This is a genomic window from Pseudoalteromonas sp. N1230-9 (assembly GCF_032716425.1).
In the GTDB taxonomy this organism is placed as follows: domain Bacteria; phylum Pseudomonadota; class Gammaproteobacteria; order Enterobacterales; family Alteromonadaceae; genus Pseudoalteromonas.
Genome location: NZ_CP090419.1, coordinates 2,920,022 through 2,946,458 on the forward strand (window position 1 = coordinate 2,920,022; position 26,437 = coordinate 2,946,458).

Annotated in this window: 20 protein-coding genes; 8 read left to right on the forward strand and 12 right to left on the reverse strand. The window is 41.5% G+C overall.

Features of this window, described 5'->3' with window-relative positions; genetic code table 11:
- The first annotated feature begins 1 nt into the window (after nucleotide 1).
- Nucleotides 2–1,189, forward strand: a complete 1,188-nt coding sequence (locus LY624_RS13580; protein WP_237119910.1) for a vWA domain-containing protein — start codon at nucleotides 2–4, stop codon at nucleotides 1,187–1,189.
- Between the two features lie 34 nt (nucleotides 1,190–1,223).
- Here LY624_RS13580 and LY624_RS13585 read toward each other — a convergent pair whose 3' ends face one another.
- The 7 genes from LY624_RS13585 to tkt form a co-directional block, all read right to left on the reverse strand.
- Nucleotides 1,224–3,401, reverse strand: coding sequence for a putative Ig domain-containing protein (locus LY624_RS13585; RefSeq protein WP_341803208.1), 2,178 nt, complete (start codon nucleotides 3,399–3,401; stop codon nucleotides 1,224–1,226).
- Between the two features lie 182 nt (nucleotides 3,402–3,583).
- On the reverse strand, nucleotides 3,584–4,831 hold the full coding sequence (locus LY624_RS13590) for an NRAMP family divalent metal transporter (RefSeq protein WP_130149531.1): 1,248 nt from the start codon (nucleotides 4,829–4,831) through the stop codon (nucleotides 3,584–3,586).
- A 164-nt stretch (nucleotides 4,832–4,995) separates the two neighbouring features.
- Nucleotides 4,996–5,352: a ribosome hibernation-promoting factor, HPF/YfiA family gene (hpf, locus tag LY624_RS13595; protein ID WP_062568786.1), complete on the reverse strand. Its 357-nt coding sequence runs from the start codon at nucleotides 5,350–5,352 to the stop codon at nucleotides 4,996–4,998.
- A gap of 182 nt (nucleotides 5,353–5,534) precedes the next feature.
- The gene (gene ppnP, locus LY624_RS13600) at nucleotides 5,535–5,846 is read right to left on the reverse strand and encodes a pyrimidine/purine nucleoside phosphorylase (RefSeq protein ID WP_341803209.1); all 312 of its coding nucleotides are present in this window, start codon (nucleotides 5,844–5,846) and stop codon (nucleotides 5,535–5,537) included.
- Nucleotides 5,847–6,469: 623 nt separating this feature from the next.
- Nucleotides 6,470–6,904: a hypothetical protein gene (locus tag LY624_RS13605; RefSeq protein WP_341803210.1), complete on the reverse strand. Its 435-nt coding sequence runs from the start codon at nucleotides 6,902–6,904 to the stop codon at nucleotides 6,470–6,472.
- A 107-nt stretch (nucleotides 6,905–7,011) separates the two neighbouring features.
- Nucleotides 7,012–7,359 carry a DUF6176 family protein gene (locus tag LY624_RS13610; RefSeq protein ID WP_341803211.1) on the reverse strand — a complete coding sequence of 116 codons (348 nt, stop codon included), beginning with the start codon at nucleotides 7,357–7,359 and terminating at the stop codon, nucleotides 7,012–7,014.
- Nucleotides 7,360–7,615: 256 nt separating this feature from the next.
- A complete protein-coding gene (tkt, locus tag LY624_RS13615) occupies nucleotides 7,616–9,607 on the reverse strand; it encodes a transketolase (RefSeq protein WP_341803212.1) in 1,992 nt (663 codons plus the stop codon).
- Between the two features lie 266 nt (nucleotides 9,608–9,873).
- Here tkt and metK point away from each other — a divergent pair, with 266 nt between their 5' ends.
- Nucleotides 9,874–11,025, forward strand: coding sequence for a methionine adenosyltransferase (gene metK / locus LY624_RS13620; RefSeq protein WP_062568781.1), 1,152 nt, complete (start codon nucleotides 9,874–9,876; stop codon nucleotides 11,023–11,025).
- A 44-nt stretch (nucleotides 11,026–11,069) separates the two neighbouring features.
- Here the strand turns inward: metK and LY624_RS13625 are convergent, their stop codons facing one another.
- Genes LY624_RS13625 through LY624_RS13635 form a run of 3 tightly spaced genes read right to left on the reverse strand, consistent with a single transcriptional unit; the run spans nucleotide 11,070 to nucleotide 13,690 of the window.
- Nucleotides 11,070–11,474 (reverse strand): diacylglycerol kinase, encoded by a 405-nt coding sequence (locus LY624_RS13625; RefSeq protein WP_130149527.1) that lies wholly within the window; start codon nucleotides 11,472–11,474, stop codon nucleotides 11,070–11,072.
- Nucleotides 11,475–11,517: 43 nt separating this feature from the next.
- Nucleotides 11,518–12,135 (reverse strand): START domain-containing protein, encoded by a 618-nt coding sequence (locus LY624_RS13630; RefSeq protein WP_341803213.1) that lies wholly within the window; start codon nucleotides 12,133–12,135, stop codon nucleotides 11,518–11,520.
- A gap of 34 nt (nucleotides 12,136–12,169) precedes the next feature.
- The gene (locus tag LY624_RS13635; RefSeq protein ID WP_130149525.1) at nucleotides 12,170–13,690 is read right to left on the reverse strand and encodes a CYTH and CHAD domain-containing protein; all 1,521 of its coding nucleotides are present in this window, start codon (nucleotides 13,688–13,690) and stop codon (nucleotides 12,170–12,172) included.
- Between the two features lie 213 nt (nucleotides 13,691–13,903).
- On the opposite strand from LY624_RS13635, the gene LY624_RS13640 reads away from it, so the two are divergent.
- Nucleotides 13,904–14,503, forward strand: a complete 600-nt coding sequence (locus tag LY624_RS13640; RefSeq protein WP_062568777.1) for a TIGR04211 family SH3 domain-containing protein — start codon at nucleotides 13,904–13,906, stop codon at nucleotides 14,501–14,503.
- 89 nt (nucleotides 14,504–14,592) lie between these two features.
- Here LY624_RS13640 and LY624_RS13645 read toward each other — a convergent pair whose 3' ends face one another.
- Nucleotides 14,593–14,793, reverse strand: a complete 201-nt coding sequence (locus LY624_RS13645) for a hypothetical protein (protein WP_062568776.1) — start codon at nucleotides 14,791–14,793, stop codon at nucleotides 14,593–14,595.
- 120 nt (nucleotides 14,794–14,913) lie between these two features.
- Here LY624_RS13645 and LY624_RS13650 point away from each other — a divergent pair, with 120 nt between their 5' ends.
- On the forward strand, nucleotides 14,914–15,441 hold the full coding sequence (locus tag LY624_RS13650; RefSeq protein WP_165381448.1) for a TetR family transcriptional regulator: 528 nt from the start codon (nucleotides 14,914–14,916) through the stop codon (nucleotides 15,439–15,441).
- Between the two features lie 104 nt (nucleotides 15,442–15,545).
- On the opposite strand, the gene LY624_RS13655 is transcribed toward LY624_RS13650, so the two are convergent.
- Nucleotides 15,546–16,028: a winged helix-turn-helix transcriptional regulator gene (locus LY624_RS13655; RefSeq protein WP_062568774.1), complete on the reverse strand. Its 483-nt coding sequence runs from the start codon at nucleotides 16,026–16,028 to the stop codon at nucleotides 15,546–15,548.
- A gap of 166 nt (nucleotides 16,029–16,194) precedes the next feature.
- On the opposite strand from LY624_RS13655, the gene putA reads away from it, so the two are divergent.
- From putA to LY624_RS13675, 4 genes are all read left to right on the forward strand, one after another.
- The gene (putA, locus tag LY624_RS13660) at nucleotides 16,195–19,998 is read left to right on the forward strand and encodes a bifunctional proline dehydrogenase/L-glutamate gamma-semialdehyde dehydrogenase PutA (RefSeq protein WP_237119919.1); all 3,804 of its coding nucleotides are present in this window, start codon (nucleotides 16,195–16,197) and stop codon (nucleotides 19,996–19,998) included.
- 209 nt (nucleotides 19,999–20,207) lie between these two features.
- Nucleotides 20,208–21,419 carry an HD-GYP domain-containing protein gene (locus tag LY624_RS13665; protein WP_341803214.1) on the forward strand — a complete coding sequence of 404 codons (1,212 nt, stop codon included), beginning with the start codon at nucleotides 20,208–20,210 and terminating at the stop codon, nucleotides 21,417–21,419.
- Nucleotides 21,420–21,508: 89 nt separating this feature from the next.
- Nucleotides 21,509–24,037, forward strand: coding sequence for a TonB-dependent receptor (locus LY624_RS13670; protein ID WP_341803215.1), 2,529 nt, complete (start codon nucleotides 21,509–21,511; stop codon nucleotides 24,035–24,037).
- A gap of 84 nt (nucleotides 24,038–24,121) precedes the next feature.
- A complete protein-coding gene (locus LY624_RS13675) occupies nucleotides 24,122–26,407 on the forward strand; it encodes a beta-N-acetylhexosaminidase (protein ID WP_341803216.1) in 2,286 nt (761 codons plus the stop codon).
- Nucleotides 26,408–26,437: the final 30 nt, after the last annotated feature.

Sequence of the window (26,437 nt, forward strand, 5' to 3'; positions counted from 1 at the left end):
GATGTTAATTGCGTTTTTCTTTAAGCTTCGCGAATACCGCTTACCAGTAAGTTTGCGAGAGCTACTTGATTTGATCAATGCGCTCAAGCAAGGAGTTATTTTTGCCGATGTAGACGCGTTTTATTACTTAGCGCGTACCATCATGGTGAAAGATGAAACCCATTTTGACCGCTTTGATAAAGCCTTTGCTGATTACTTTAGCGGAGTCGCCGACCTTGATCTGCTCGAAAGCTTAAAACAGCAACATGCATTGCCTGATGATTGGCTACGCAAAGAGTTTGAAAAGCACTTAAGCGACGAAGAAAAAGCGCAATTACATGCCATGGGTGGCCTTGACAAACTTATGGAAACCCTCAAGCAACGCCTTGAAGAACAGCAAAAACGCCATGCAGGCGGCAACAAGTGGGTTGGCACAGGTGGCACTTCGCCGTTTGGCGCCTATGGTTATAACCCTGAAGGTGTGCGCATTGGTCAAGACGGTAACCGACATCGCCGTGCGGTAAAAGTATGGGATAAACGTAGCTACCGTAACCTCGATAGTGACCGTGAAATCGGCTCGCGCACCATAAAACTTGCCCTCAAAAAGCTGCGTAAATTTGCCCGCACTGGCGCTAGCGATACACTGGATTTAACCGAAACCATCCGCGCAACCGCAAAGCAAGGCGGCATGCTCGATGTAAAAATGGCACCTGAACGCCACAATGCGGTAAAAGTGTTGATGCTGTTTGATATAGGTGGCTCAATGGATGATTACATTCATACTTGCGAAGAGTTATTTAGCGCCGCCCACAGCGAGTTTAAACACCTTGAATTTTACTATTTTCATAACTGTTTGTATGAGCATGTTTGGCAAGACAATGAACGTCGTCACTCTAACGTAATTGATACCATGACCTTGATTAACAAGTTCACCAGCGACTACAAGGTGATTTTTGTTGGCGATGCCACCATGGGTCCCTACGAAATCGCCTACCCCGGTGGCAGCGTTGAGCATTGGAATGAAGAGCCAGGCAGTGCTTGGCTAAACCGTATCACCAACCATTTTGATAAAGTCGCTTGGCTCAACCCACAACCCGTTGAACACTGGCGCTATTATCAATCGATAGATTTTATAAAGCAGTTAATGGATAACCGTATGTATCCACTCACGCTAGATGGGATTAGTAATGCAATTAGGGAATTGAGTTAATAAGCCTCAAGTACCTCTTGAGGCTTATTATTAGTTATTTTGCGTAATACTTACCACTAACTAACTTTTTGAACATTTGCTCATAAGGCTGAGCTTTTCTCTGAGTTGAAAACTGACGATTTTGCGCTGAAGTATACAAAATTAAGTCATCTTCAAACTTATTCACTTCGACAATTTCAACAGCCCCTGTTTCACTTACAACCAAATCAAATACATGCCACAAATCCTCGACACCACTACTCGGAGGTGTAAACACACGGCGTTGGTTGTTTATAACAAGCTCTACTTTTGCTGTGGTGCTGTCAATCTCTGGTGTATTTGAATAATTGTGTACTTTATAGGTGTAAGTTCCAGGTAGCGGAAATTCTGGGATTGAAATAACCTCAGGGCCATAACTTGTTATGTCATCAACGTCTAAAAACATAATAATATCGTTTACAGTCGCTGTATCACTACCAAAATAAATATGGAACTGTTCACCTTCTGTCGCTGTTGGGCCCCATAAATGAGAATCTAGATCCGATGGAGTCGCCCCCCAGTTAAGCTTAATTTTGGTAAATACTTCATCTAACACAATACATTCATCAAGAGTTAAATCGGTTAAATTCGTTTCGACAGAGAATGTGCGGCTCAAACCACCTGAAGTTGATGAAATTAAGACGGTACTGTCCATCTTAACAGGAATCGAAAAGTCTCCGTTAATGTCTGTTACAGCAGATGATGACCCGATGTAATCACGTCCTTGGGAGTTCACTAAAGCACCCGCGATTCGATTTTGGTTATTATCTTCTAAGCAACCATGAATAAATACCGTTTCATAAATTCGGTCGGCATTCCAAGTAGTAAAGTGCGAAACGGAACCTGTGTAGAAATTACCTTCTGCGCTGTTAACAAGTTGGGCTTCACCTTCTTTAACCCATAAACCTGTCTGCTCATTGTAATAGTAAAGTGGCACGGTACTCGCTAGCTCTCCTACAGCAGGAATATTGATAATAGCTTGGCTATTTTCAGCAAGATTTAGGGTTTCACCATTTTCATCTTCAAATGTGACAGTTATAGCTCCAAATGATTCGATTGGTTTTATTTCTCCATTCTCATCCGTTGTGAGCATTTCACCCGGCATCAAATACACATCAACCGCAGGATTAATAATCGTTAACTCTGCGCTCACTGGCCCTGTTACTAGCGAGTTGTCAGCTCTAACTAAACTATTCGCTGGTAGTTCAACCAACACAGCATCTTCTACTTGTAAGTTGCTGGCAATGGTGGGATCAAATGTTACTTGCGCATGTATAGGTTGCAATAAAATATCAGTGGGTAAAGATAAACGTGTTTCGTTTAATAGTGCAGCCATTTCTGCATAACCATTAGCATCACTTGTTATAACCATATGGTTAGTAATTGTTATATCTTGGACTGAAAAAGATACCTCACCGTTACCATCGGTAGTTCCTGTTGCCAATATCCCATTACCGTTTGTTATCGATGCGGTTGCGTTAGAGATAGCATCTTCTGTGTAGTAGTCTTTAATTCGCGCAGTAACATCTACAAAATATTGAGCATCAAGATTGAAAGACGCGGTTGCAGCACTTGCATTATCTTCACCGCCATCATTTATTTTAATATTTACGTTATAGGCTGTTGTTTCAGTATTATTGGCTTGATAGCTTAATAAGCCAGTGTCAGAAACAGCCATGCCTTCAGGACCAGACAATAATGTGAAACTTATTCCACCTTCAATAGTATCATCAGGATCTGTTACATTAAGCTGGTAATTAAATAACTCACCATTTTTGATAATCTGATCTTCGATATCAGCAACCATAGGGGCATCATTGACTGGTGTCACCGTAATTTCGAATGTTTGAGTCACCTTATCGTTGTGATTATCACTAACACTTACGATCACCTCACCTGAAGTTAAAACGCCTTCTGTAGGCAGCCACTCAATCTTACCCGTTTGAGATATGGTCATGCCTGTAGGTGCTGTATCTAATGCAAAACTTAACTCAGAGTCGTCGTCTTGAACTAAAACCGTGTAGCTATAGTTTTCGTCTTCAGTCGCTGTAGTTACTGCTTCTGAAGTGATGGTTGGGATAGTATTACCAGATGATGTGTCTTTATCATCATTTGAGTCTGATGAGCCACATGCTGTCAAAAAAGCAAAAGCGGGTACGATAACAAAAGGTTTGAGCTTGAATATCCTTTTCATAGGAATTTCCTTATACAATTACAAATCGAAACACATGTTAACCAAAAAGTACCACTTTTGGCAACACATAAGAAACACCTAATTCTCAAGCTATTTTATTATTGAGTAGTCAAATCTTGAACTTTATAGTTGTGTAGCCTTAAACCACAATATTCCTTACGCATAGTTAAATGCCAAGTAATCTACATTACCTTCCAAACCAAAAACACTAGCGCAAAGCCCACCAAATAAGCTAAGCCTAACCAGCTCAATATGCGAAGTAAGGTTGAGTGATGAATACTGGCTTCTGAGCGAACTAAACTAAAGTTCAGCCACGCAAAGACAGGGGTCGTGACAAAAGCGAGGGTCATTGCAAAGGTAAGCATTGGCCCAAGGGCTGATTTAAAAAATAAAATCACTGCCATGCCAGCAAATGCTTGTAATAATAGCCACATATTCAAGCTATGTTTTGACTGTTTAACGGGTAGCAATTTATGCGACTCATTTAATGTTCTGGCGTAGCCGTCAAGCACGGTCAGCGTGGTACCAAACATACATAAAAAAGCGATACCTGAAACCAGCGGCCTTGCCCACTCCCCCATGGTGAGTGCATACATATCAATCAACTGTTTGGCAAACGCCACGCCACCTAATTGAACTGCCTGCACGTGACCATATTGCACCAACACACCTAATGAAAAAAACACTAACGCCAGTGCTGCGGTAAGCCAGTAACCCAAATTAAAATCAAACAAGCCTTGTTGTTTTGTCACCGCTTGTTGATGTTGCTTCTCTTTTAGCCATAACGAGCTAATCGCTGAAATTTCGATAGGTGCTGGCATCCAGCCCATAAGTGCTACCATAAAGCCAAGCATGGCAAGTTCATACGGCGATGGGCCCACATAGTCAGCAGGCGCCACTGCTGCATGGTTTATAGCACCATTGTTAATAGCTACAATCAACGCAGCCACGGTTGTTACAGTAAGCAGCCCCATAATAAGCTTTGAAACATTATCGAGCGCCTTAAAGTGCCCCAATAGCAAAATAAGCAAACACACAGCCAAAATTAGCCAGCACAGCAGTGTAACTGAAATACTTATAGGTAACGCGTAGTGCAATAAGCTGGCCGTTAATAGTAATACCCCTGCGGTATTCACCACAGCCGCAACAATATTCAGCGCAATAAAACTATAAAAGTAGCCTGGCCCTTTTTGCTTATAACCCTCAACTAAACTTTGTTTAGTGGCTAAGGTGTATTCCATACCAAATCGAAAAAATGGGTACTTTAATACATTTACTACAATGATTAGCCAAAATAGCTGCCAACCAAATAATGATCCCGCTTGTGTTGACGCCACTAAATGCGAGCCACCAATTGCCGCTGTAGCCATTAAAATACCCGGCCCTAATGCATTTAATTTAGATTGCCAATTTGATACTGCTGATTGCATAAGTTGTGTGTGTTTTATTCTTAGTAACAAGCAACTTACAGCGTTTTAGATGAGATTGGAAGTTGGATAAGGTAGAAAGTAAAAACCAAAAAAGCCAATCGCTGTGAAGCGGTTGGCTTTTCAATTTTAGTATAGGCTAGCCATTTCAGGCTAGCACATTGTAATTAGCTCAGATCCATTTCTTGAATGATTTCGTGGGCGATTTCCGGCGTGGTACTGACCGGTTTTTCATGTAATTTGGCTTTCATTTGCCCTTTTCGATGTTTAAGTGATGCATCGAGTTTTTTAGCCGCGCTTGCGATAGCCGGATACATCACGTCATCTTCTCCTTTAACCGATAAACGCGTACCTTCATAAGTGGTACTGATCTCAGCTTGATACTTGTGATGTTCTTTTGAAAGAATAATATCGAGTGATATTAATGATGGAAAATGGCTAGCAATTTTCGAGAATTTCTCGTTGATGTGAGCTCTAACAGCCTCAGTAACGTCAACATGATGACCAGAAATATTAATCTTCATAGGGTATCCTTTTTTCTTGTTACCTCACAGTTAGTATTGGGGGCGAATTGAATTAACACAAGCGAAAATTACAGATAATTAGTAATTGATTGTAACCACAGATGATTTAGATCATGCGTTGCAGATAAAATATGCAAAAGCCCGCATCGCACGGGCTTTTCACAGAGGTTAACAACTGCTCACTAAGCGTACGAACAACAGTAATCTGCAAACTCACTCACTTTTACTAAAAAGGTGACATTCGCATCAACCGTGAATGACTCCCCTGCTTGCATTGTTTGCCATTCGCTCTCATCAGGTAATAGCACTTGCCAACTGCCGCCGTTAAGTTCCATTAACTCTTTTTTACTCGTAGCAAACTCAAACTCACCCGGTTGCATAAAGCCTAAGGTTTTCGTGCTGCCATCAGCAAATACCACTGTACGGCTAGACACTTTACCATCAAAATACACATTGGCTTTTTTCAGCACACTTACATTATCAAACTGAGACATCCTCACTCCTGTTGTGTTTTGTTATTAAGCTACAGACAGTGCCAGTTGTCGGTTTAGCATTCAAGGGGAGCTGAGTGAGAAATAATCAAGTCCGGTTAGCCGTAGTTAGCCATAAGCCGATCTTGCAAGCAAGGTCGTGCTTTAGCGCGTCAATTGTACGGGAGATTTAAAATGTCGTTTGTGAGTCATAGCGCTCAAAGCAGCGGTGCGTAACATCCGACGGTCCCCTAATTATTAAGTTATTTCATATCGTTGCTTTAATAGCGGCCTTCTGGATAAAAATCGTTCTATCTCAAACCCAGACCAAGTTTCAATATTTATTCCACGTCTATCAGAGATTCCATCAAGACGATCAAAAAGTGTAGAGTCAATGTAGCAATTACACATCAAACCATAACCATCCGCTCTATACTGATCTATAACGTCAGATACCGAGCCTACATTTGAAGTATTAATTGATTTTTCTCGCCCAGATAATTTGCATTGGAATATATATTTCTTTGGCTTCTCTCCAAAAGTAGATTTAGTAAATACAACTATAGGTTATACTAGCGCTAAGTGCCAAGCCAGCTGTTAATTTTGCCAATTAAGTATACAAAATTAAGCAACTTGCTATATGCACGCTACTCATTAAGTCTTCGTTCTTTTTCTGCTTCTGGTAATTTATCCCACAGAATTTCGTAGTAAAACTTTCTAATTAGAGGATAATTAGCCTGAGCAAATTCTTTTACTTTATCAGGATCAGAATACTTTGTTGATTGATGAAATAACTCGTTAGCCTTTTCCATGAGTTCAAATAACTCTATGAAATCATTTTGGGATAATCTAATGGAAGGTAAATCATCTAAAATTTCAAATTCAGCGTCTTTTGAATCAAAAATTTCCAACCAAATTGTACAGCCATCACTGTCGCAACACTCAAGCTCAAAAGCTCCATCATAAACATCCACAATAGTAGCAACATCACCAACGCTGGGAGAGCGTGTACCCATGTGACTTTCATTAAATGTGAACTCTCGATTCAACTTTTTAATTCTAACAATTGAATACTGTTTCATCAGTGACCTTAGTGCAATTCACAATTAATGAGCTAAAAAGGGCGAAGCAATAGCCCAACGCTTTTAACTCTATTAAATTGCTTGTTATATTTTGATACAAAAGGCTTTTAGCCTGAAAAAGTTAATGATGAATTAAAACAAAATACTGGTTCTAGATCTATATAAGGTTCAGGAGCCCAACAAGTGCTTCTAAACTTTTCATAAACATCTCTGAAGGGAGATATGATTAATTCACTTTCATCCATCATTATTTTAGAAAAATCTTTCGATTTGATAACAATATAGATATATTCAAATTCGTCACTTTTCTCATAAAATACGGAATCCCAAAAGTAGCCTTTTTGCTCCATTTCACTTTTTGGAAACTCGATGTTTTCACGCATATAAGTGATTAAAGTATCTAAATCACTTCGAGAATTGGGATTCAACTTGATTTTTAACAGCTTAGATTCCACTCATACCTCACGAAAAACATAAAAGCTTAATAATTAAAATGCGTATAACACCTTTCAACCTTGAATCTCTAAACGCAGTTTCAATTAGTTTAAAATTAAACAACTCTATAAACTTAACCCTTGATTAATTAGAGCGCAACAAGAGTTCTAGCTTTTTCGCGCGAAATAAATTTCACGCCTACGGCCAAGTAAAAAGCCATAAAAAAGCCCGCGCTGTGGTTATACAGCGCGGGCTTTTAAGTTTAGCGGTTAAAGCTTAGAACAAAGCGTTTGCTTTGTTTACGATGTTTTCAACAGTGAAACCAAAGTGCTTGAATAACTCGCCTGCAGGTGCAGACTCACCGAATGTCGTCATACCAACTACTGCGCCATTTAGACCTACGTATTTGTACCAGTAGTCTGCAATGCCCGCTTCAATTGCTACGCGGCGTGTTACGCTTGCTGGTAGTACGCTTTCTTTATAAGCAGCGTCTTGCTCATCAAATAAATCAGTTGAAGGCATAGAGACCACACGTACTTTCTTACCTTGTGAACGAAGTTCTGCAGCGGCATCTTGTGCAAGCTGTACTTCAGAACCTGTTGCAATAAGGATAAGCTCTGGCTCACCGTCACAGCTCAGCACGTAACCACCTTTTTTCACGTCGCTTAACTGCTGTGCAGTACGCGTTTGTTGCTCAAGGCCTTGACGAGTGAAAATCAGTGATGTTGGGCCGTCTTTACGCTCAATCGCTTGTTGCCATGCAATCGCAGACTCAACTTGGTCACATGGGCGCCAATTAACTAGGTTTGGCGTTAAACGCATGCTAGCAATTTGCTCTACCGGTTGGTGCGTCGGACCATCTTCACCTAGACCGATTGAATCGTGCGTATAAACGAAGATGCTTGGCTGCTTCATCAATGCGGCCATACGAACTGCGTTACGTGCATATTCCATAAACATTAAGAATGTAGCACCGTAAGGAATAAAGCCTTTGTGCAGTGCAATACCGTTCATAATTGCCGACATACCAAATTCACGTACACCGTAGAAAATGTAGTTACCACTTGCATCGTTTGCTTCTAAGCCTTTTGAGCCATCCCAAAGTGTTAAGTTAGAACCCGCAAGGTCAGCAGAGCCGCCCATGAATTCTGGTAATAATGGGCCAAATGCGTTTAATGCATTTTGTGATGCTTTACGTGTTGCTGGGTTTGCTGGGTTTGCTTGTAACTCTTCGATGTAAGCTTGTGACTTTTCAGCCCAATCAGCTGGTAATTCACCGTTGGTACGACGTTTAAACTCAGCAGCAAGTTCAGGGTGCGCACTTGCGTAAGCGGCAAATTTTTCGTCCCAGCTTGCTTCTAGTTGCTTACCTTTTTCTTTGCCATCCCACTCGCTGTAAATATCAGCAGGGATTTCAAATGCCTCGCCAGTCCAACCTAAGAACTCACGAGATGCTTTAATTTCATCTTCACCGAGTGGTGCACCATGGCAGTCATGGCTACCTGATTTATTCGGTGAACCGTAGCCAATCACTGTTTTACAACAAATAAGTGATGGTTTATCGGTGATGCTACGCGCTTCTTCGATAGCGGCGCGAATTGCATCAGGGTTGTGCCCATCTACATCGCTAACTACGTGCCAGCCGTATGCTTTGAAGCGCGCTGGTGTGTCATCGCTGAACCAACCTTCTACTTCACCATCAATTGAGATGCCGTTGTCATCCCAAAACGCAACAAGTTTACCTAGGCCTAATGTACCCGCTAATGAACAAGCTTCGTGTGAAATACCTTCCATTAAACAGCCATCGCCCATGAACGCATAGGTGAAGTGGTCAACAATATCGTGACCTTCACGGTTAAACTGTGCAGCAAGTGCTTTTTCGGCAATCGCCATACCAACCGCATTTGTGATCCCTTGACCTAATGGGCCCGTAGTGGTCTCAATACCTGGTGCATACCCATACTCTGGGTGGCCTGGTGTTTTTGAGTGCATTTGACGGAAGTTTTTAATTTCTTCTAACGGCAGATCATAACCACTTAAATGTAGAAGAGAATAGATCAGCATTGAACCGTGACCATTTGAAAGAATAAATCGATCGCGGTCTGCCCACTCTGGATTCGTTGGGTTGTGCTTTAGATAATCGCGCCATAGTACTTCTGCGATATCTGCCATGCCCATAGGGGCGCCAGGGTGACCAGATTTGGCCTGTTGTACTGCGTCCATTGATAAGACGCGAATAGCATTTGCAAGTTCTTTGCGTGATGGCATGAATTCTCCTACCTTTATGTATTTGCGCTGGTTGTGTGTAAGGCACCATTCTTACTTAATGTAAGGGTACAGTGCAATTAAAAATCCGTATTAAATGCACCTATTATTACTGTTTATTAAGAACGAAATGTTATTAGTAATTTTAAATAGACGTCTAGGCGTAAAATTACTATGCAAACATATTTGTTTTAGATAAAATACGCCCCTTAATTTTTTAGCGCTATTACCGACGTATGTGAAGCGCAATATTTGTGAGCAGAAATACAATGGCAAAACATTTATTTACTTCTGAATCAGTTTCTGAAGGTCATCCGGATAAAATCGCGGACCAAATCTCTGACGCGGTTCTAGATGCTATTTTAGAGCAAGATTCTCATGCCCGTGTTGCATGTGAGACTTACGTTAAAACCGGTATGGTGATGGTGGGTGGTGAAATCACGACTAGCGCTTGGGTTGATATCGAAGAAATCACACGTAAAACAGTACGTGAAATCGGTTACACACACTCAGATATGGGATTCGATGCTGACTCGTGTGCAATCCTAAACACAATCGGTAAACAATCTCCAGATATCAACCAAGGTGTTGACCGTGCTCGCCCTGAAGAGCAAGGCGCTGGTGACCAAGGTTTAATGTTTGGTTATGCATGTAACGAAACTGACGTGTTAATGCCTGCACCTATCACGTATTCACACCGTTTAGTTCAGCGCCAGGCTGAAGTTCGTAAAAGCGGTGAGCTTAACTGGTTACGCCCAGATGCAAAATCTCAAGTAACGTTTGCATACGAAAATGGCAAGCCTGTTGGTATTGATGCTGTTGTTCTTTCAACTCAACACTGTGATTCAATCTCACAAAACGACTTAGTTGAAGCAGTAATGGAAACGATCATCAAGCCAGTTCTTCCTGCTGAGCTTATCTCAAGCGCGACTAAGTTTTTCATCAACCCAACTGGCCGTTTCGTAATCGGTGGCCCAATGGGTGACTGTGGTCTGACAGGTCGTAAAATCATCGTTGATACATACGGTGGTATGGCTCGTCACGGTGGTGGTGCTTTCTCTGGTAAAGATCCATCAAAAGTTGACCGCTCAGCTGCATACGCTGCACGTTACGTTGCTAAAAACGTAGTTGCTGCTGGCCTTGCTGACAAGTGTGAACTACAAGTTTCTTACGCTATCGGTGTTGCAGAGCCAACATCTATCAGCATCGAGACATTTGGTACAGGTAAATTAGAAGAAGCGCGTCTAATCGAATTAGTACGTGAGCACTTCGACCTTCGCCCATATGGCTTAATCCAAATGCTTGACCTTGAGCGTCCTATTTATCAACCGACAGCGGCTTACGGTCACTTCGGTCGTGAAGAGTTCCCTTGGGAGCGCACAGACAAAGCAGACGCACTTCGCGCAGCTGCTGGTCTGTAATAGGTTATATAAGATGAAAAAGCGCCTTTTGGCGCTTTTTTTGTTTAAAACTGCATCATTATCTTTTCATAAATTGCCACTGCCCAAACCAGTAGCAAAATAATTAATGCCAACGTCACTGCCGCTGAGGCCATATCTTTAGCTCGCCCCGACAATACATGGTACTCAATACCGACTCTATCAGTCAGCGCCTCTATTGCTGAGTTGAGTAGCTCAACTATCAACAATAATAAGTAAGGAATAAATAGCATCAGCCAATGGCTTAATGATTGGGCAAGCAACACTGATAACGGAAATAATACCAGGCCTAAATAGGTTTCAGTGCGAAATGCAGATTCTTCTTTAAATGCAGCTTTAAAGCCTTTGATTGAGCATTTGGTGGCTTTTAAAACACGCCCTACCCCAATACCATTTGGTTTGTTCACCAAGGGAATTTTTGGCTCTTTCATTTTCTTCCTACGACTAAATAGACTAATAAAAGGTATTATGCCTTCAAGAAGCACACTTCCCAGGCACGCTTGGTGTGTTTAGGCGCGTAAACCTATTATAGCTGAGCTCCTTACGTAGTGACTGTAAGGTCTCAAACACACTTTTTAATGATACCTTGTTACTCAACCAATGTGGAATAGAACCCGCAGGGTCTGCATAAGCTTGATGACTAACCAGTAAGTCATTTTGCTGATGTGTTAAGCGCCAAAAAGCGGTTAAATCTTTAATACGCACTACACCATTTACTGCCGGTTTTGCATGGGGCTGACTAATAATTTTAAGCTCAGTTTTGTGCTCACTCAGACGGTGGTAACACGAATAGCTAACCAAATCGCGATCTGAAACAGGCCAAGGCGAATTAAAGTGTGTGTACACAAGCGTTTCAGAAGGGCTTAAACGCTCCATTAAGGTGACACTTTTCACATTTTCGAGCCAATCAGGCGCATTGTCAGTATCGCTCAATAGCACCATAAAGTCATGGGCTTTCGCATTTTTTACCAGCACCGAGGCACTTATTTCTATAATACCGTTTTGATGCGTTTTGTAAGTGACGCTTATGCCATCTTGCTGTTTGTAAGTTTGCCATTCGGTTGAGTTAGCAAATGCCGATATACTCAACATCGCTAACCCTATCCATAGGCAAACAGGCACAGGCTTACAACCAATATGGATCAGTATTGAAAGACGCGTGACGGCTTTGCTCCATTGCACTGACCAAAAAGTCAGATTTCTGATCTAACCAAGCCTGAATTTTAGCAAGCTCTTGATCATCTTGACCTGCGCATAGCTGTTTTAAATAATCAAGTGTACTAAGCTCATAAATACCGTGGGAGATATCTAACCATGGAATTCGAAACTCATTTCTATCATCAGTATTAAATAGGGCACCCAAGCAGTTACCACTTAATAGTGAATTTTCAAGGCGAGTTCTAAGTGATAAATAGTCTTTATCTGTAAACACTTGCTGCTCAGGAATAAGCTCGTGCATATCGTGCCAGTCTTTGGCAAATAAACGCTTAGCGATTTCAGCAACCGGTTTTTCTGCGGCTTGAAACTCCGCTTGGCCCCATGATTTACGCCACTGTTTTTCAATTAGCCATGTTGTAAGTTGCAACAACAAACGATTGTATCGCTTGCTGTGAAACAGTTCTTGTACATCTTCAATACTTGGCTGTAATTCTTTTAAATCGTTGATGACTTGAGTCAGCTCAGGGGCGCTATTAATCTTTTTGTAATAGGCATGTCGCTTCGAGGTATAGGTTTTTAGCTGTATAGCATTTTCAACCCAAGCAAGCTCACTTAAAAGCCATTTTAGCTCTACTCGTAATGAGTCCGTATCATCTTTACTGACAATATCATCAAATAACCAAAATGCATGACGGATAAGTCGAATACCATCCGTGACTCGCTTTAAGGTTTTTAAGCTTGGTTTAATGAAGTAACACGCTTCATGTTTTTGTACAAAACGAATAGCATAGTTAATGCTTGCCACTAATGCTTGTTCTTGTGTCGCGCCACTGTTTAGCGGTACAAAGCCTATCGATTTACTCGCTTTCAAAGGCGTGTTATCAGCAAGGCGGTAACCACGCGCAGCCTTTGAATAAAGTCCTAAGCGCACATGACTTTCACTGACCAGCTTATCTGCTAAAGCAAATAACTCTTGGCGGCTACCTTCTAATAACTCAATTTCAAGCTCAGAAATAAGTTCAACCTGACCAGAGGCCGCTATTTCCCCTTTATCTAACACCACTTCGATTTTAGCGCCGCTATCGGTTTCAATTAACCACGTGCGACGAATAAAGTTAGTGCTAAAAATAGGGTAAAGGTTATCGGCTATCGCATTAACTTGCATTGCGTGAGGCCAGATTGACGCATCAAAGGCCAATAAATCAGGACGATTACCTTCAAGAGGCAAGTTATATTCAGGGCGTTGATGCAACCCCCCCACCACTTCACCGGCTAACTTAATAGTTTGCTCACAGTCGGTATCGCTGCAGCGTGTACGTAAGCCTATATCAAGTGCACGTAACTCACGACTCGGCGTGTCGTAATAGGCATTTTGTAGGCTGCGTGACGGTTTGTTGGTAACGGTTTTTGCAAATTGGGTAATTAATGCGGGGATCAGTGGAACAACGGCATCTGACACCAAAAACTTCAGTTCTATCTCAGTATCCATTCGCTTTGCGGAGTACATTTAAAATAAATAAGTGGTCAAAATAAACAAAGCAGCTACTTAATGCAAATTTTTTCCTGATTTTTGCGATTAAGCTCATACACGGATTACAATATCAGCCTTGCTATTAATAGTTGAAATCCCTACTATCTCTATACATAAAGAAATTATAAATTTAGCCACTTCTCGGCAAGATCACATTAACAAGGTAGATTGATGTTAAAACAGTGTATTTTTGGGTTGCTCCTTGCGGCCACCTCTTTTATTAGCTACGCAGAAGAAGCGCCAAGCAGCAACAACGAAAACACCGCCTACATAGTCGATAACCTGTACACTTTTATGCATTCAGGTCCGAGCAAAAACTACCGTATTTTGGGCTCTGTTGATGCAGGTACACAAGTAGAATTATTATCAGGTGAAGATAATGGCTACTTTAAAATTCGTGATGATAAAGAGCGTGAAGGTTGGGTAGAAGCAAAGTTCATCACTGAAAACGCTGGTATTCATCAACAGTTTCAAGCGCTGAATAACGACATGACATTAATGCAAGAGCAGTTACGTCAAGCCGAAATAGAATTACCACAGCTACAAGAGCAAAACCGCTCTCTTAACGAACAAAACCAAGCCCTGACAGCACAAATCGATAAGCTTAAAAATACTATCGAGTCTGAGCGTAATGCTAAACAAGCAGCCAGTGCTAAAGAAAAGCGCCAATTACTTACATATGGCGGCGCAATTGCATTTATCGGCTTATTGTTGGGTATTATTTTAACGATTATGTTGTCTCGCCGTAAACGCTATGACGGCTGGGCTTAGTTCTAAACTTCCCATTTTAGATTAAAAAGAAACCCTGCTTAGCAGGGTTTCTTTTTTTAGACTTAACCACTTTTACTACCAACATTGCTTTAGGGAGATTTTTGCTTAAGTGTATTAAGCACTTCTCGCTTAAGCACTAAAAAGCCCCCTTTATATCCTAAAATAAGTAGCAATAACATCAGCCCCCCTGGTACTAGTACGGCAATAAGTAAGGGGCCTAAAATAAAGCTATAAAAGAAAATACCTGGTAAAAATAATACATAGCCAATAAAGCGTTTTAATATGTCCATGGTGCTAACCTTTTATTAATTGAGCACGCTCATTTTAAACTTGAGCGCGCTCAATTTACAATAGTCTTGATTGAGATTTTTTAAATTTCTGGTTAAATAGCATAAAAATTGGAGTGTGCAGTGACTAAGAAAGAGCAAACAAAACAGCAGATACTAACAGCCTCATGGCAGTTGTTTTCAGAGCAGGGTTATCATCAAACGAGTACGCGAGATATTGCAAAGGCAGCCAATGTTGCCAATGGCACCGTATTTAGTCACTTTGCGACTAAGGTTGCGATACTCAAGTACAGCTTTGAAAATGAACTGACAGACATTCTAAGCACCGCAGAGAGTTTAGATACCAGTACAACAGCCACAGATAGAATGTACCACTACGCTCGCTTTCTCTATGCTTTTTACTTGGCGAAAAAAGAATTTAGTCGAGAGTTGTTCAAAGAAATTATGTGGCAACAAAATGAACTTGAACCACAACTAAATGCTTTTAAGAAACGCTTGATAAATGATAATGACGCTACCCCTACAGATGCAGATATCATTATTGACCTTTACTTTATGACGCTGATGGAAGGACTCAGTCATGCTGATAGTTCTGTCGATTCAATGCTTGCGACTCTGAAAAGAAAACTCGCTAAAATTAATATCAATTAGGCTGGTAATGGGAAGGCTTATGAGACTCCAACATTCGCTGTTTACTCTTATACTGAAGTCTCTTTTTAAAATACAAAAAAGGAAACCACGTAGGTTTCCTTACATTAAATATCGAATCGAAGCCCTGTGTCCTGTTTAATTTTTTCAATCACCATATAAGTATGATGTGTGCCAACCCCAGGTATATCGACTAAATCCCCTAAGACTTGGCGATATTCGTCCATATCAGAGACACGCACTTTCAATAGATAGTCATATCCTCCTGCAACCATGTCACATTCAACGACCTGAGGAATATTTAAAATATACTCTCTGAAAACTTTAAAAACAGAGGTGTTAGAAGTAACCAAAGACACCTGCACATGCGCTAATAAGCTTTGATTAAGCTTAGCTTCGTTAAGCTTGGCATAGTAGCCTTCAATATAGCCCTCTTGTTCTAATCGTTTAACACGATCAAGACACGGGCTCGGGCTCAAATTAACCTGTTTTGCGAGGTTTACGTTTGAGATTCTGCCATTTTTTTGCAGAGCGTCTAAAATTGCTAAATCAATGCGATCTAACATGCGTAATCGATTCGGGCTGGTCATAACAGAATTTTATGCGGCTAAGTTCAAGGTATGCCCTGTAAATTATCGTAAATTGAAAAATTTAACCAGCATATTCTGCTGGAATTTAATTAGAATGCACGAATTATATCAATGGTAAGAAATGCTTTTTTGGCGTTTCTAGACTCCACATACCAGAGGGTTACATATGCTATTTAATGGCGATTTGACAACTGAGTGTCCAATAAGACAAAAAATCCGTGATTTCTACCGTATTGACGAAAATGCGGTTATTGATCATATCTTACCGCTGGCTGAAGTAGGCGTAAAAGCACGAAGCCGTGCATGGGAACGTGCCCGTCAAATGGTTTTAAATATCCGTCGCGATCAAGATGGTCAAAGCGGTGTTGACGCACTGTTAAACGAATTCTCACTTTCGACAGAAGAAGGTGTGGTTCTAATGTGTTTAGCTGAAGCACTTTTACGTGTACCAGACAAAGCGACTCAAGACTCACTTATTCGTGACAAACTAGCAAAAGGTGATTGGAGCTCGCATTTAGGTAGCAGCGATTCTTTATTTGTGAACGCATCATCTTGGGGCCTACTAGTAACCGGTAAAATGGTTAACTACAGCGACAAATCGAAAGAACAGCAATTTGGTGTACTTAAGAAAACCATTGGCCGTCTAGGTGAACCCGTTATTCGTAAATCTGTGAACTTCGCGATGAAGATCATGGGTAAGCAGTTCGTAATGGGTCGTACCATTGACGAAGCGATTGAGCGAGCTGCTGATAAAGAACAAAAAGGCTACGTATATTCGTACGATATGCTAGGTGAAGGCGCACGCACTATGAAAGATGCAGAGCGTTACTTCCAAAGCTACATGACTGCTATCCACGCAATTGGTAAAGCAGCAAATGGCCGTGGCCCTATCAAAAGCCCAGGTATCTCTGTGAAAATTTCTGCAATACACCCACGTTATGAGTTCACTCATCGTGAACGTGTGATGGCAGAAATCGTACCTAAGCTAAAAGAACTTGCACTTGCTGCGAAAAGCTACGACATCGGCTTCACTGTTGATGCTGAAGAAGCTGACCGTTTAGATATTTCATTAGATATTATCGAAGCCGTATTCAGCGATGATGAACTAGGTAACTGGAATGGCTTTGGTTTAGCTGTGCAAGCATACCAAAAGCGCGCTATTTTTGTAGTTGAATGGGTTGCTGACCTTGCGCGCCGCGTGGGCCGTAAGCTAATGGTTCGCCTCGTAAAAGGTGCTTATTGGGATACCGAAATCAAAACCACTCAGCAAGATGGTTTAGACCACTTCCCTGTGTTCACACGTAAAGCAACAACAGACGTATCTTACAAAGCATGTGCTATCAAACTACTAGAAGCCCGCGATGTACTTTACCCGCAATTTGCAACACACAATGCTTACACTGCGGCAACGATTTTAGAAGTTGCTAAAGGTGACCACGATGGATTTGAATTCCAACGTCTGCATGGCATGGGTGAGTCTTTGTTTGACCAAATTGTTGAACAAGAAAAAATTCAGTGTCGTGTATACGCACCGGTAGGCCAACACGAAGACTTACTTGCGTACTTAGTGCGTCGTTTATTAGAAAACGGTGCTAACTCATCATTCGTTAACGCAATTGTTGATACCTCTAAGCCGGTTGAGTCATTACTGCCAGATCCAGTTGAAACTTTGCAAGGTTTACGCAACAAGTTCAATACACAAATTAATATGCCAATTGATTTGTACGGTGACGAACGTGCAAACTCAAAAGGGATGGATTTAACTGATATTAATGTTATTACTCCATTCAAAGAGAACTTAGATGCATGGTTTGAAGAACACCGAATTGAATTAAGCGATGTACCTGAAGGTTCATTGCCAGTGAAAAACCCGGCAAACCACAAAGAAGTTATTGGTCATGTGAAACTTCAAACATCAGAAGATATGACATCACTTCTAGAAAATGCAGAAAAAGCATTTGAGTCATGGTCACAAACACCTGTAAAAGAACGTGCAAACCTGCTACGCCGTGTTGCTGACATTTTAGAGCGCCACCACGATGAGCTAGTTGCTATTTGTATTAAAGAAGCGGGTAAAGTTGCACAAGATGGTATTGACGAAGTACGCGAAGCCGTTGACTTCTGTCGTTACTACGCTGCACGTGCAGAAGAATTATCACAAGACGAGCGCTTTGAAGCCCGTGGTGTGATCTTATGTATCAGCCCATGGAACTTCCCACTGGCTATCTTCTTAGGTCAAGTTGCTGCTGCTATCGTGACTGGTAACACGGTTATTGCAAAACCAGCTGAGCAAACAAGTTTAATCGCTCTTCGTACGATTGAACTGATGCTGTCTGTCGGCTTACCTGAGCACGTAGTGCAACCTGTTATTGCCCGTGGTAGCGAAGTAGGTAAAACAATTGTACCTGACGAGCGTATTCAAGCGGTTATGTTTACAGGTTCAACTGAAACAGGCACATTAATCTCACAAACACTGGCTGCACGTAACGATATCCAAGTACCGTTAATTGCAGAAACAGGTGGTCAAAACTGTATGATCGTTGACTCAACAGCGCTTCCTGAGCAAGTGGTTGATGATGTGATCAGTTCAGGTTTCCAAAGTGCTGGCCAACGTTGTTCTGCGCTACGTGTATTGTTTATTCAAGAAGACGTTGCTGATGGCATTATTGAGATGATCAAAGGTGCGTTAAAAGAGCTTCATGTTGGTGACCCTTCGCTACTTTCAACCGATATCGGTCCTGTTATCGATGAAAAAGCGTTAAAGAACTTAAATGAACACGTTGAGTATCTTAAAGGCAATGCAACACTTCATTACGAGTGTGCTATTCCTGATAACAACGAGAATGGCGCTTATTTCTTTGCTCCTCGTTTGTACGAAATCAAAGACTTATCTGTGCTTAAACGTGAAGTATTTGGTCCATGCGTTCACATCATTCGTTTCAAAGGCTCAGAGCTTGATAATGTGATTGATCAAATCAATGGCACAGGCTACGGCCTGACAATGGGTGTTCACTCACGCATTGAAGAGCGTTGTGAGTACTTAGCAAAGATGTCTCGTGCAGGTAACGTATACATCAACCGTAACATGATCGGTGCAATCGTAGGTGTTCAACCTTTCGGTGGTCGTGGCCTTTCAGGTACTGGCCCTAAAGCAGGTGGCCCTAACTACTTGCAACGTCTTGTGAAAGAGAAAGCGTCACCAGACAACGTACAAATGACGAACCTATCACCTGATGAGCTAGACACTCACCACTATTCAGGTGCGGCTGAGCAAGTTGCTAAGTTAATGGAAAACTCATTACGCGATGAAAAAATCTGGCGTGCGACACCACTAAATGACCGTGTTTCTGCTGTTCGTCAATTACTAGCAAAAGTTGCAACGGTTGAGATCATCGACGAGCTTGCTGATGACTTAGCATTAACATTGGCTGATGCACGTGCGCAGCTTAACCGCCTTGAAAAGCACATGCGTAAGCACACTGTATTACCTGGACCTACAGGTGAATCTAATACGCTCCACCTTGAGCCACGTGGTTGTGTGGTTTGTTATGCCGATAAGAGTACATCATTTAACTTCTGGGCAATTTCTATTATCACAGCACTTGCTGCGGGTAATACGGTAATCACTGTAGCCTCTGAGTTGTTCTATGAGGAAGCTGTTGCGTTTAGAGATAAGTTTATCTCAACGGGTATTGCTGAAGGTGTTTTCCAAGTTGCTAAGCCTAATCAGTTGCAAGCTATCTTAGCGCACCCTCACCTTGCAGGTGCGGTTGTTGCAGCTCGTTCATCACGTTTAGGCTACTTCAGCCAGCAGCTAGCACAACGTAAAGGTGCAATACTGCCGGTTATTAGCTCAGAGTACTATGATACGCTGATCAAACGTTTACTTACTGAGAAAACAATCAGTATCGATACAACAGCATCAGGTGGTAACACATCACTTATGACGCTTGTAGAAGATGACGAGTAAACTTTAAGAACACTTTCTTAGTTAAATTTTATAAGCCTCTACAATTTTTGTAGGGGCTTTTTTATTAAACCACATTAAACCGTTGAAAATTTTCTGCTTTCAGTTCAAAAAACATACTTATTACCTAAAAACTCACCTTTATTATTATTTACTCAGATACGAAATATCTGCTAATTTTATAGTAATGTATTCAACTTGAAGTAATGTCCTTGAAAACACTTCCTATCAATCAACTTAAACTCGGCATGTTTGTGCAAAGCGTGACAAAACAAACAGGCAAGATCCGCATCAAAAACCAAGGCTGGGTAAAAACGCAAGGAAGTATAGATAAGCTAATAAAAGCTGGCATTCTAGAAGTTGAAATTGATCCTGACAAAACACTCACTTTAAACGAAGAAAACAAAGTGGTGCAGAAAAAAGCCAGCCCCCTACCTGCGACTGAAAAAGTTGAGCAACATAACCCGTGGCACACGACACACAGTGTTAGTGCGGAAATGACAAAAGCCAACAGTTTATACACTGAAGCCAAGTCATTGCAGAGCAAAGCTTTCGATGATATTCGAGCGGGCAATAAAATTGATGTTGCGCCATTTCAGGAGCTAGCAAGTGGCTTTATAGACTCAGTGTTTCGTAACCAAGATGCCCTAGCCTGCATTACGCGTATGCGTGAAAAAGACGCCTACCTACTAGAGCATTCAATCAATGTGTCTATTTTAATTAGTATTTTTGCTAAACACTTAGGTATTGATAGAGACATCATTCAAGAGATAGCAACAGGTGCCCTGCTGCATGATATTGGCAAAATTAATATTCCAGATAACATTCTTAATAAGCCTGGAAAATTAACAGATGAAGAATACCAAGTGATCCAAAACCATGCCCGTTTTAGTAAAGAGATCCTCGAGGAGTCTGGGCTAAGCGGAATAGCGGTTGAAATTGCAGCTTTTCATCATGAACGCTTAGACGGCAGCGGCTATCCTTTTGGTAAACATGCCGATGAATTGAGCTTATATGTGCGTATGGCTTCAATCGTCGATGTATATGATGCCCTCACCGCCGAACGGGTTTACAAAGCAGGTATGGAGCCGATTAAAGCATTCAAAATACTCAAAGATGGATGCCCTGATAGCTTTGATGGTGATTTAGTGACTAAATTTATCCAATGTATTGGCATTCATCCTGTCGGTACTTTAGTTAAATTGGAAAGCCAAAAATTAGCTGTGGTTACACATAGTAACCCGACAAGTCCATTAAAGCCGCAAGTTAAAGTGTTCTACAATGCAAAACATTCTCGCTATACAGAAGTACATGATATAGACCTTGCGAACAGTCGTTGCCATGAGAACCTTGAGGCAGCCATAAAACCAACTGATTTTAATATTGATTTAATTAAGTTTTTTAAACATTCAATTTTACCTTAGAAGTTATTCCCAAAAATATCCCTTCATTCGTTAATAGATTTAAAGCAGCCATTTGCTGCTTTATAAAAAACAACAATGAAGGGAATAAAATGAAAAAACACACACCTCGCTATAAAAAGCATTTACTAGCATTGGCAATCGGAAGTGCCTGCTTGAGCTTAAACCTACAAGCAGCTCAAAATTCTGAACAAGAAACTAAACCTGCATCAGAAAAGAAAAAACTTCTCGATCTTGAGCGAATTGTCGTGACCGGTAGTGGTGGCCGTGGCCAAACCAAACTCGAATCATCCGTATCAATTACCACACTAGATGCCGAGCAACTCGCTAGAGAGGCCCCGCTAGGTACCGCCGATTTGCTCGAAACTGTACCAGGGTTTTGGGTCGAAGATTCTGGCGGTGAAACCAATAACAATGTGGCTCCAAGGGGCTTACGTGGCGGTGAAGGCTTTCGTTATATTGGTGTTGAAGAAGACGGCTTACCGGTTGTTTATGACGGTGTGTGGGTCGACTTTTATCAACGCCAAGACATCACGATTGAACACATGGAAGCTGTGCGCGGTGGTACATCAGGCCTATTAACAACCAATGGGCCTGCAGCCTTGGTTAACTTTATTACACGAAAACCTGATAGTGTCGAAGAAGCAACCATTCGCCTAACTACGGCGGATTATGGCCTATACCGCAGTGAGTTTTTCTATGGCACACCTATTAGTGAAAACTGGAAAATGTCTGTCGGTGGTTTTTATCGTCGCTCTGATGGCGTAAGGGATACAGAATTTACGGCAGATCACGGCGGACAACTGAGATTAAACCTTGTGCGCGAGTTTGATAAAGGCCAACTTACACTCTCTGCCAAGCATTTAAATGATCACACCACGTTTTTTGTACCTATTCCTCTACAAGATCAAAAAAATCCAGAAGGGATCGCAGGTGTGGATCCACAGCATGGAACCTTAATCGGAAATGGCCAACGCCTTTTAAATTACCTGCAAGAAGATGGTAGCTACAAAACACGCGATCTTAAAGATGGGCAGCATACTAAGTTTACCACTTTGGGCTATAACCTTGATTGGGAACTAAATGATCGTTGGCTGTTAAATACAACAGGCCGTTATTCAAGCTTCGAAAACGACATGTACATTCTACTTAATTTCGATAACTCCACTTTAGTAAATGCCAACGATAGACTTGGTCAACAAGATGTACTCTCCATGCTCGACCAATTTGCAGCTGACGGCGCTGTTGCAGCTAAATATCAATATGTTGATACAGGCGAAATACTCAACGATGTAACAAACTTAAACGGCAATGGTTTAGTGACCACAAGCTATCCACTTTATTCACGATATGATGCCGAGCAATTCGTCAATAAACTCAATTTTACTTACGAAGGTGATCGCCACACACTCACTATGGGCTGGCTATTCGCATACGTTGATGCAAACTCGCTACCCGTTGATAAATGGGAGTCACAGTTCTTAACTGAAGTGAAAGATAATGCACGACTTCTTGATATTGTTGCTCTGGATGACAACCAGCAAGTGGTCGGTCAGTTAACCGACAATGGTTCAACAGGCTATGCACTTGGCTGGGGCCAAGCCACTGCATTTGGTACAAGCACATCACACTCACTGTTTATCAATGAGCAATTTCAAGCCACAGATAGTCTTCGTATTGACGGGGGCATTCGTATTGAGTGGTTAGAATTGGATAGTACCGCATCAGCAACCCAGTTTGCCGTGCCAGTGGATGGTGCTTTCGATGCCAATGGCAATGACGTTGATAACAACCTTGCCAATAACTATGTTGATACCCCCTCGAACAACTACTTATCAAAAACCCGCGATGAAACTGAAACAGCATGGACGATTGGCTTCAACTATAAATTTTCTGACAGTGTCTCAATGTTTGGCCGCTATGCAGATGCGTTTGAGATGCCACGCTTAATGAGCTATGGACAAAATATACATGCCGGAATTGATGCAGACTTTAATGACAGTGTAAACCTTACCTTCAGTGAGTTTGGTGGGCGCTATTCTGGCGACACACTCGGCGCGTCTGTAACTTTATTTAGAACAAAGTTCAATGACCTAGTAGAGCGTAACTTTACCGGTAGTAATGGTGAAGTGGCTAATCAAACTATCGATACCGTCACCGACGGTATTGAATTTGAAGCCGTTTGGCAAGCACACGAAAACATCCAACTGGATTTAACGGGTGTGTTGCAAGATCCTAAAATGGAAGGCTTCACCGGTGCTTTTAAACATTGGGAAGGCAAGCAAGTTAAACGTACACCAAAAATTCAGCTACGTTTAACTCCCACCTATTATTTTGATGATGGTGATGTTTATTTAACCGTACACCACTTAGGTGAACGTTATTCAGATGGCGAGAATAAGTTTGAACTCCCTGCTTACACAACCGTCGATATGGGCGTTAATTATCGCTTTAATGACAGCGCTGCCGTTCATTTAAAAGTAACCAACCTAACTGACGAGTTAGGCTTAACTGAAGGTAATCCGCGTGCCATTAACGATGTTCAAGCTGGTTTCGACTATTACTACGCGCGTCCTATTTTAGGCCGAACCATTAGTGCTTCGTTAACCCTTAATTTTTAACCTACCCCTTGCTAATTTGCACTATGCCCAGTGCTGATTAGTTTATCCAAGCCCGCAAATGCGGGCTTTTCTTAGGAAATAACAATGATTAAAAATGCTTTTTACCAATACTTGCGAAGCAGCTTTGTGTTATTCATTCTGCTATTAGCTCCTTATTATGTCAGCGCTAACATCACACCAAAGCCAACAAGCAGCCAATATGGTGAAGATCACTTTCACTTAATGCACAACACACAGATTAGCTATAACCACCAAGATGCAAAACAAGTGGCTCTACAACTTGCTGAGTTTCTACGCCCACCAACCGGCTATGAATTACCTGTATCACACGCAAAAAATACGATGAAAAACACCATCGCTTTTAACATTACCGACTCAGTAGTGGCTGAGGAAGGTTATCAATTAATAGTAAGAAGTGGTTTTATTGAAATAAAAGCCAGCACAACAAAGGGGTTATTTTGGGCAATGCAATCACTCAGGCAACTGCTCCCCATTGAAATAGAATCGCGTATGCCAATAAACCAACGAAGCTGGCTCATTACCAATGCAGAAATACTCGACGAACCTCGCTTTACTTATCGTGGTATGCATTTAGATGTCAGCCGCCATTTCTTTGATGTGAGCTTTGTAAAACAATACATTGATTGGCTCGCAATGCATAAGTTTAATGTTTTTCAATGGCATCTAACCGATGATCAAGGCTGGCGTATAGCCATAGATGCATACCCTAAGCTTACAGAAATAGGCGCTACACGCCCTCATACTGTTGTTGGTCATACTTATGATTACAAACCTTTGTTTGATAATCAAAGCGTTTCAGGTTTCTATACAAAAGCACAAATCAAAGAAGTCATAGAGTATGCTAAAGCACGTCACATCGAGGTGATCCCTGAGATAGATATTCCAGGGCACAGCACGGCATTACTGGCTGCTTATCCTGAGATGTCTTGCCACCAGCAGGCTGTCGACGTACAAGCACAATTTGGTATTTTTGAAGACGTGTTATGCCCTCGCGAGGATGTGTTTGAGTTTTTATCTGTCGTTTACAAAGAAGTAGCAGCACTTTTCCCTAGTAAATACATCCATATAGGGGGTGATGAAGTAATAAAAAAACAATGGTTAGAAAGCCCCGTTGTGAAAAAATTAATGCAGCAACATGACCTCACTACACCAGAGCAAGTACAAAGCTACTTTATTAAGCGAGTTGCTAAAATAGTGCAAGATCTTGATAAAACAGTCATCGGCTGGGATGAAATTTTAGAAGGTGGAGTTGCAGATGATGCTGTCATCATGTCTTGGCGAGGAACCGAAGGAGGCGTGCAAGCAGCAAAAATGGAACATCAAGTCATTATGAGCCCATACCAGTATATCTATTTTGATGCCTATCAATCTCGTAACCTTGATGAACCCAAAGCAATTCATGGACTATCGAGTTTAAAAAATGTCTACCAATACGACCCTGAACCTAGCCATTTAACTTCACAGCAGCGCGAATACATTATAGGTGCTCAAGGCGCACTCTGGACTGAGTATATAAAAACACCGCGTCATGCTGAATACATGCTATTCCCTAGACTCAGTGCGCTGAGTGAAACCTTGTGGTCAAACAAAGAAAGTAAATCATGGCATGATTATAGTCAAAATCGCTTACCTCGCTTATTAAAGCGCTATCAAAAAATGCATATCAATACCGCTAAAAGTAGCTATAAACCGATTATTAGCAGCACTGTGCAAAACAATAAACTACTTGTCACTATAACCACTGATATCGCAGATACCGCTATTTATTATACGCTTGATGGCAGCGAACCCACTTTAGCCTCTAATAAGTATCAAGCACCTATCACGATTCAATCAAACACCCAAGTCCGTGCTCGTAGCTATGTGAAATCACAAGGGCAACTTATTGGCGATGCACGCCTTACACTTAGCCCTCACCTAGCACTGGGTAAAAGCATCACCCTAACTTACCCTGCAGCTGAGCAATCAGCGCATAAATTGCAAGATGGTCAGTTTGCATTTGATCAGTTCTATAGTGTCGAAGATTACGCTATTTTTTATGACACCGATCTTGAGGCCATTATTGATTTTGAATCACCGACTTTAGTTAAACAAGTGCAATTAGGCTATAACAGTGGTCGTCACCGTCAGTTGCATCCGCCAACAGAAATAGTCATTCTCGGCTCTGATGATAAGCAGCAATGGACAACACTGGCAAAAGTAACCTCACCGCAAGGCCCTATGTCGGTGTTATCTTTTCAGCCGACAACATTACGCTTTTTAAAAGTGATCGCTATCAATAGCAAGAAATCTCAGGATATTCAGATCCCTAAACTTCCTTTATATATTGATGAAATTGCAGTTCATTAACGTGCTCAGCCCTAATACAAAAGCAGTATT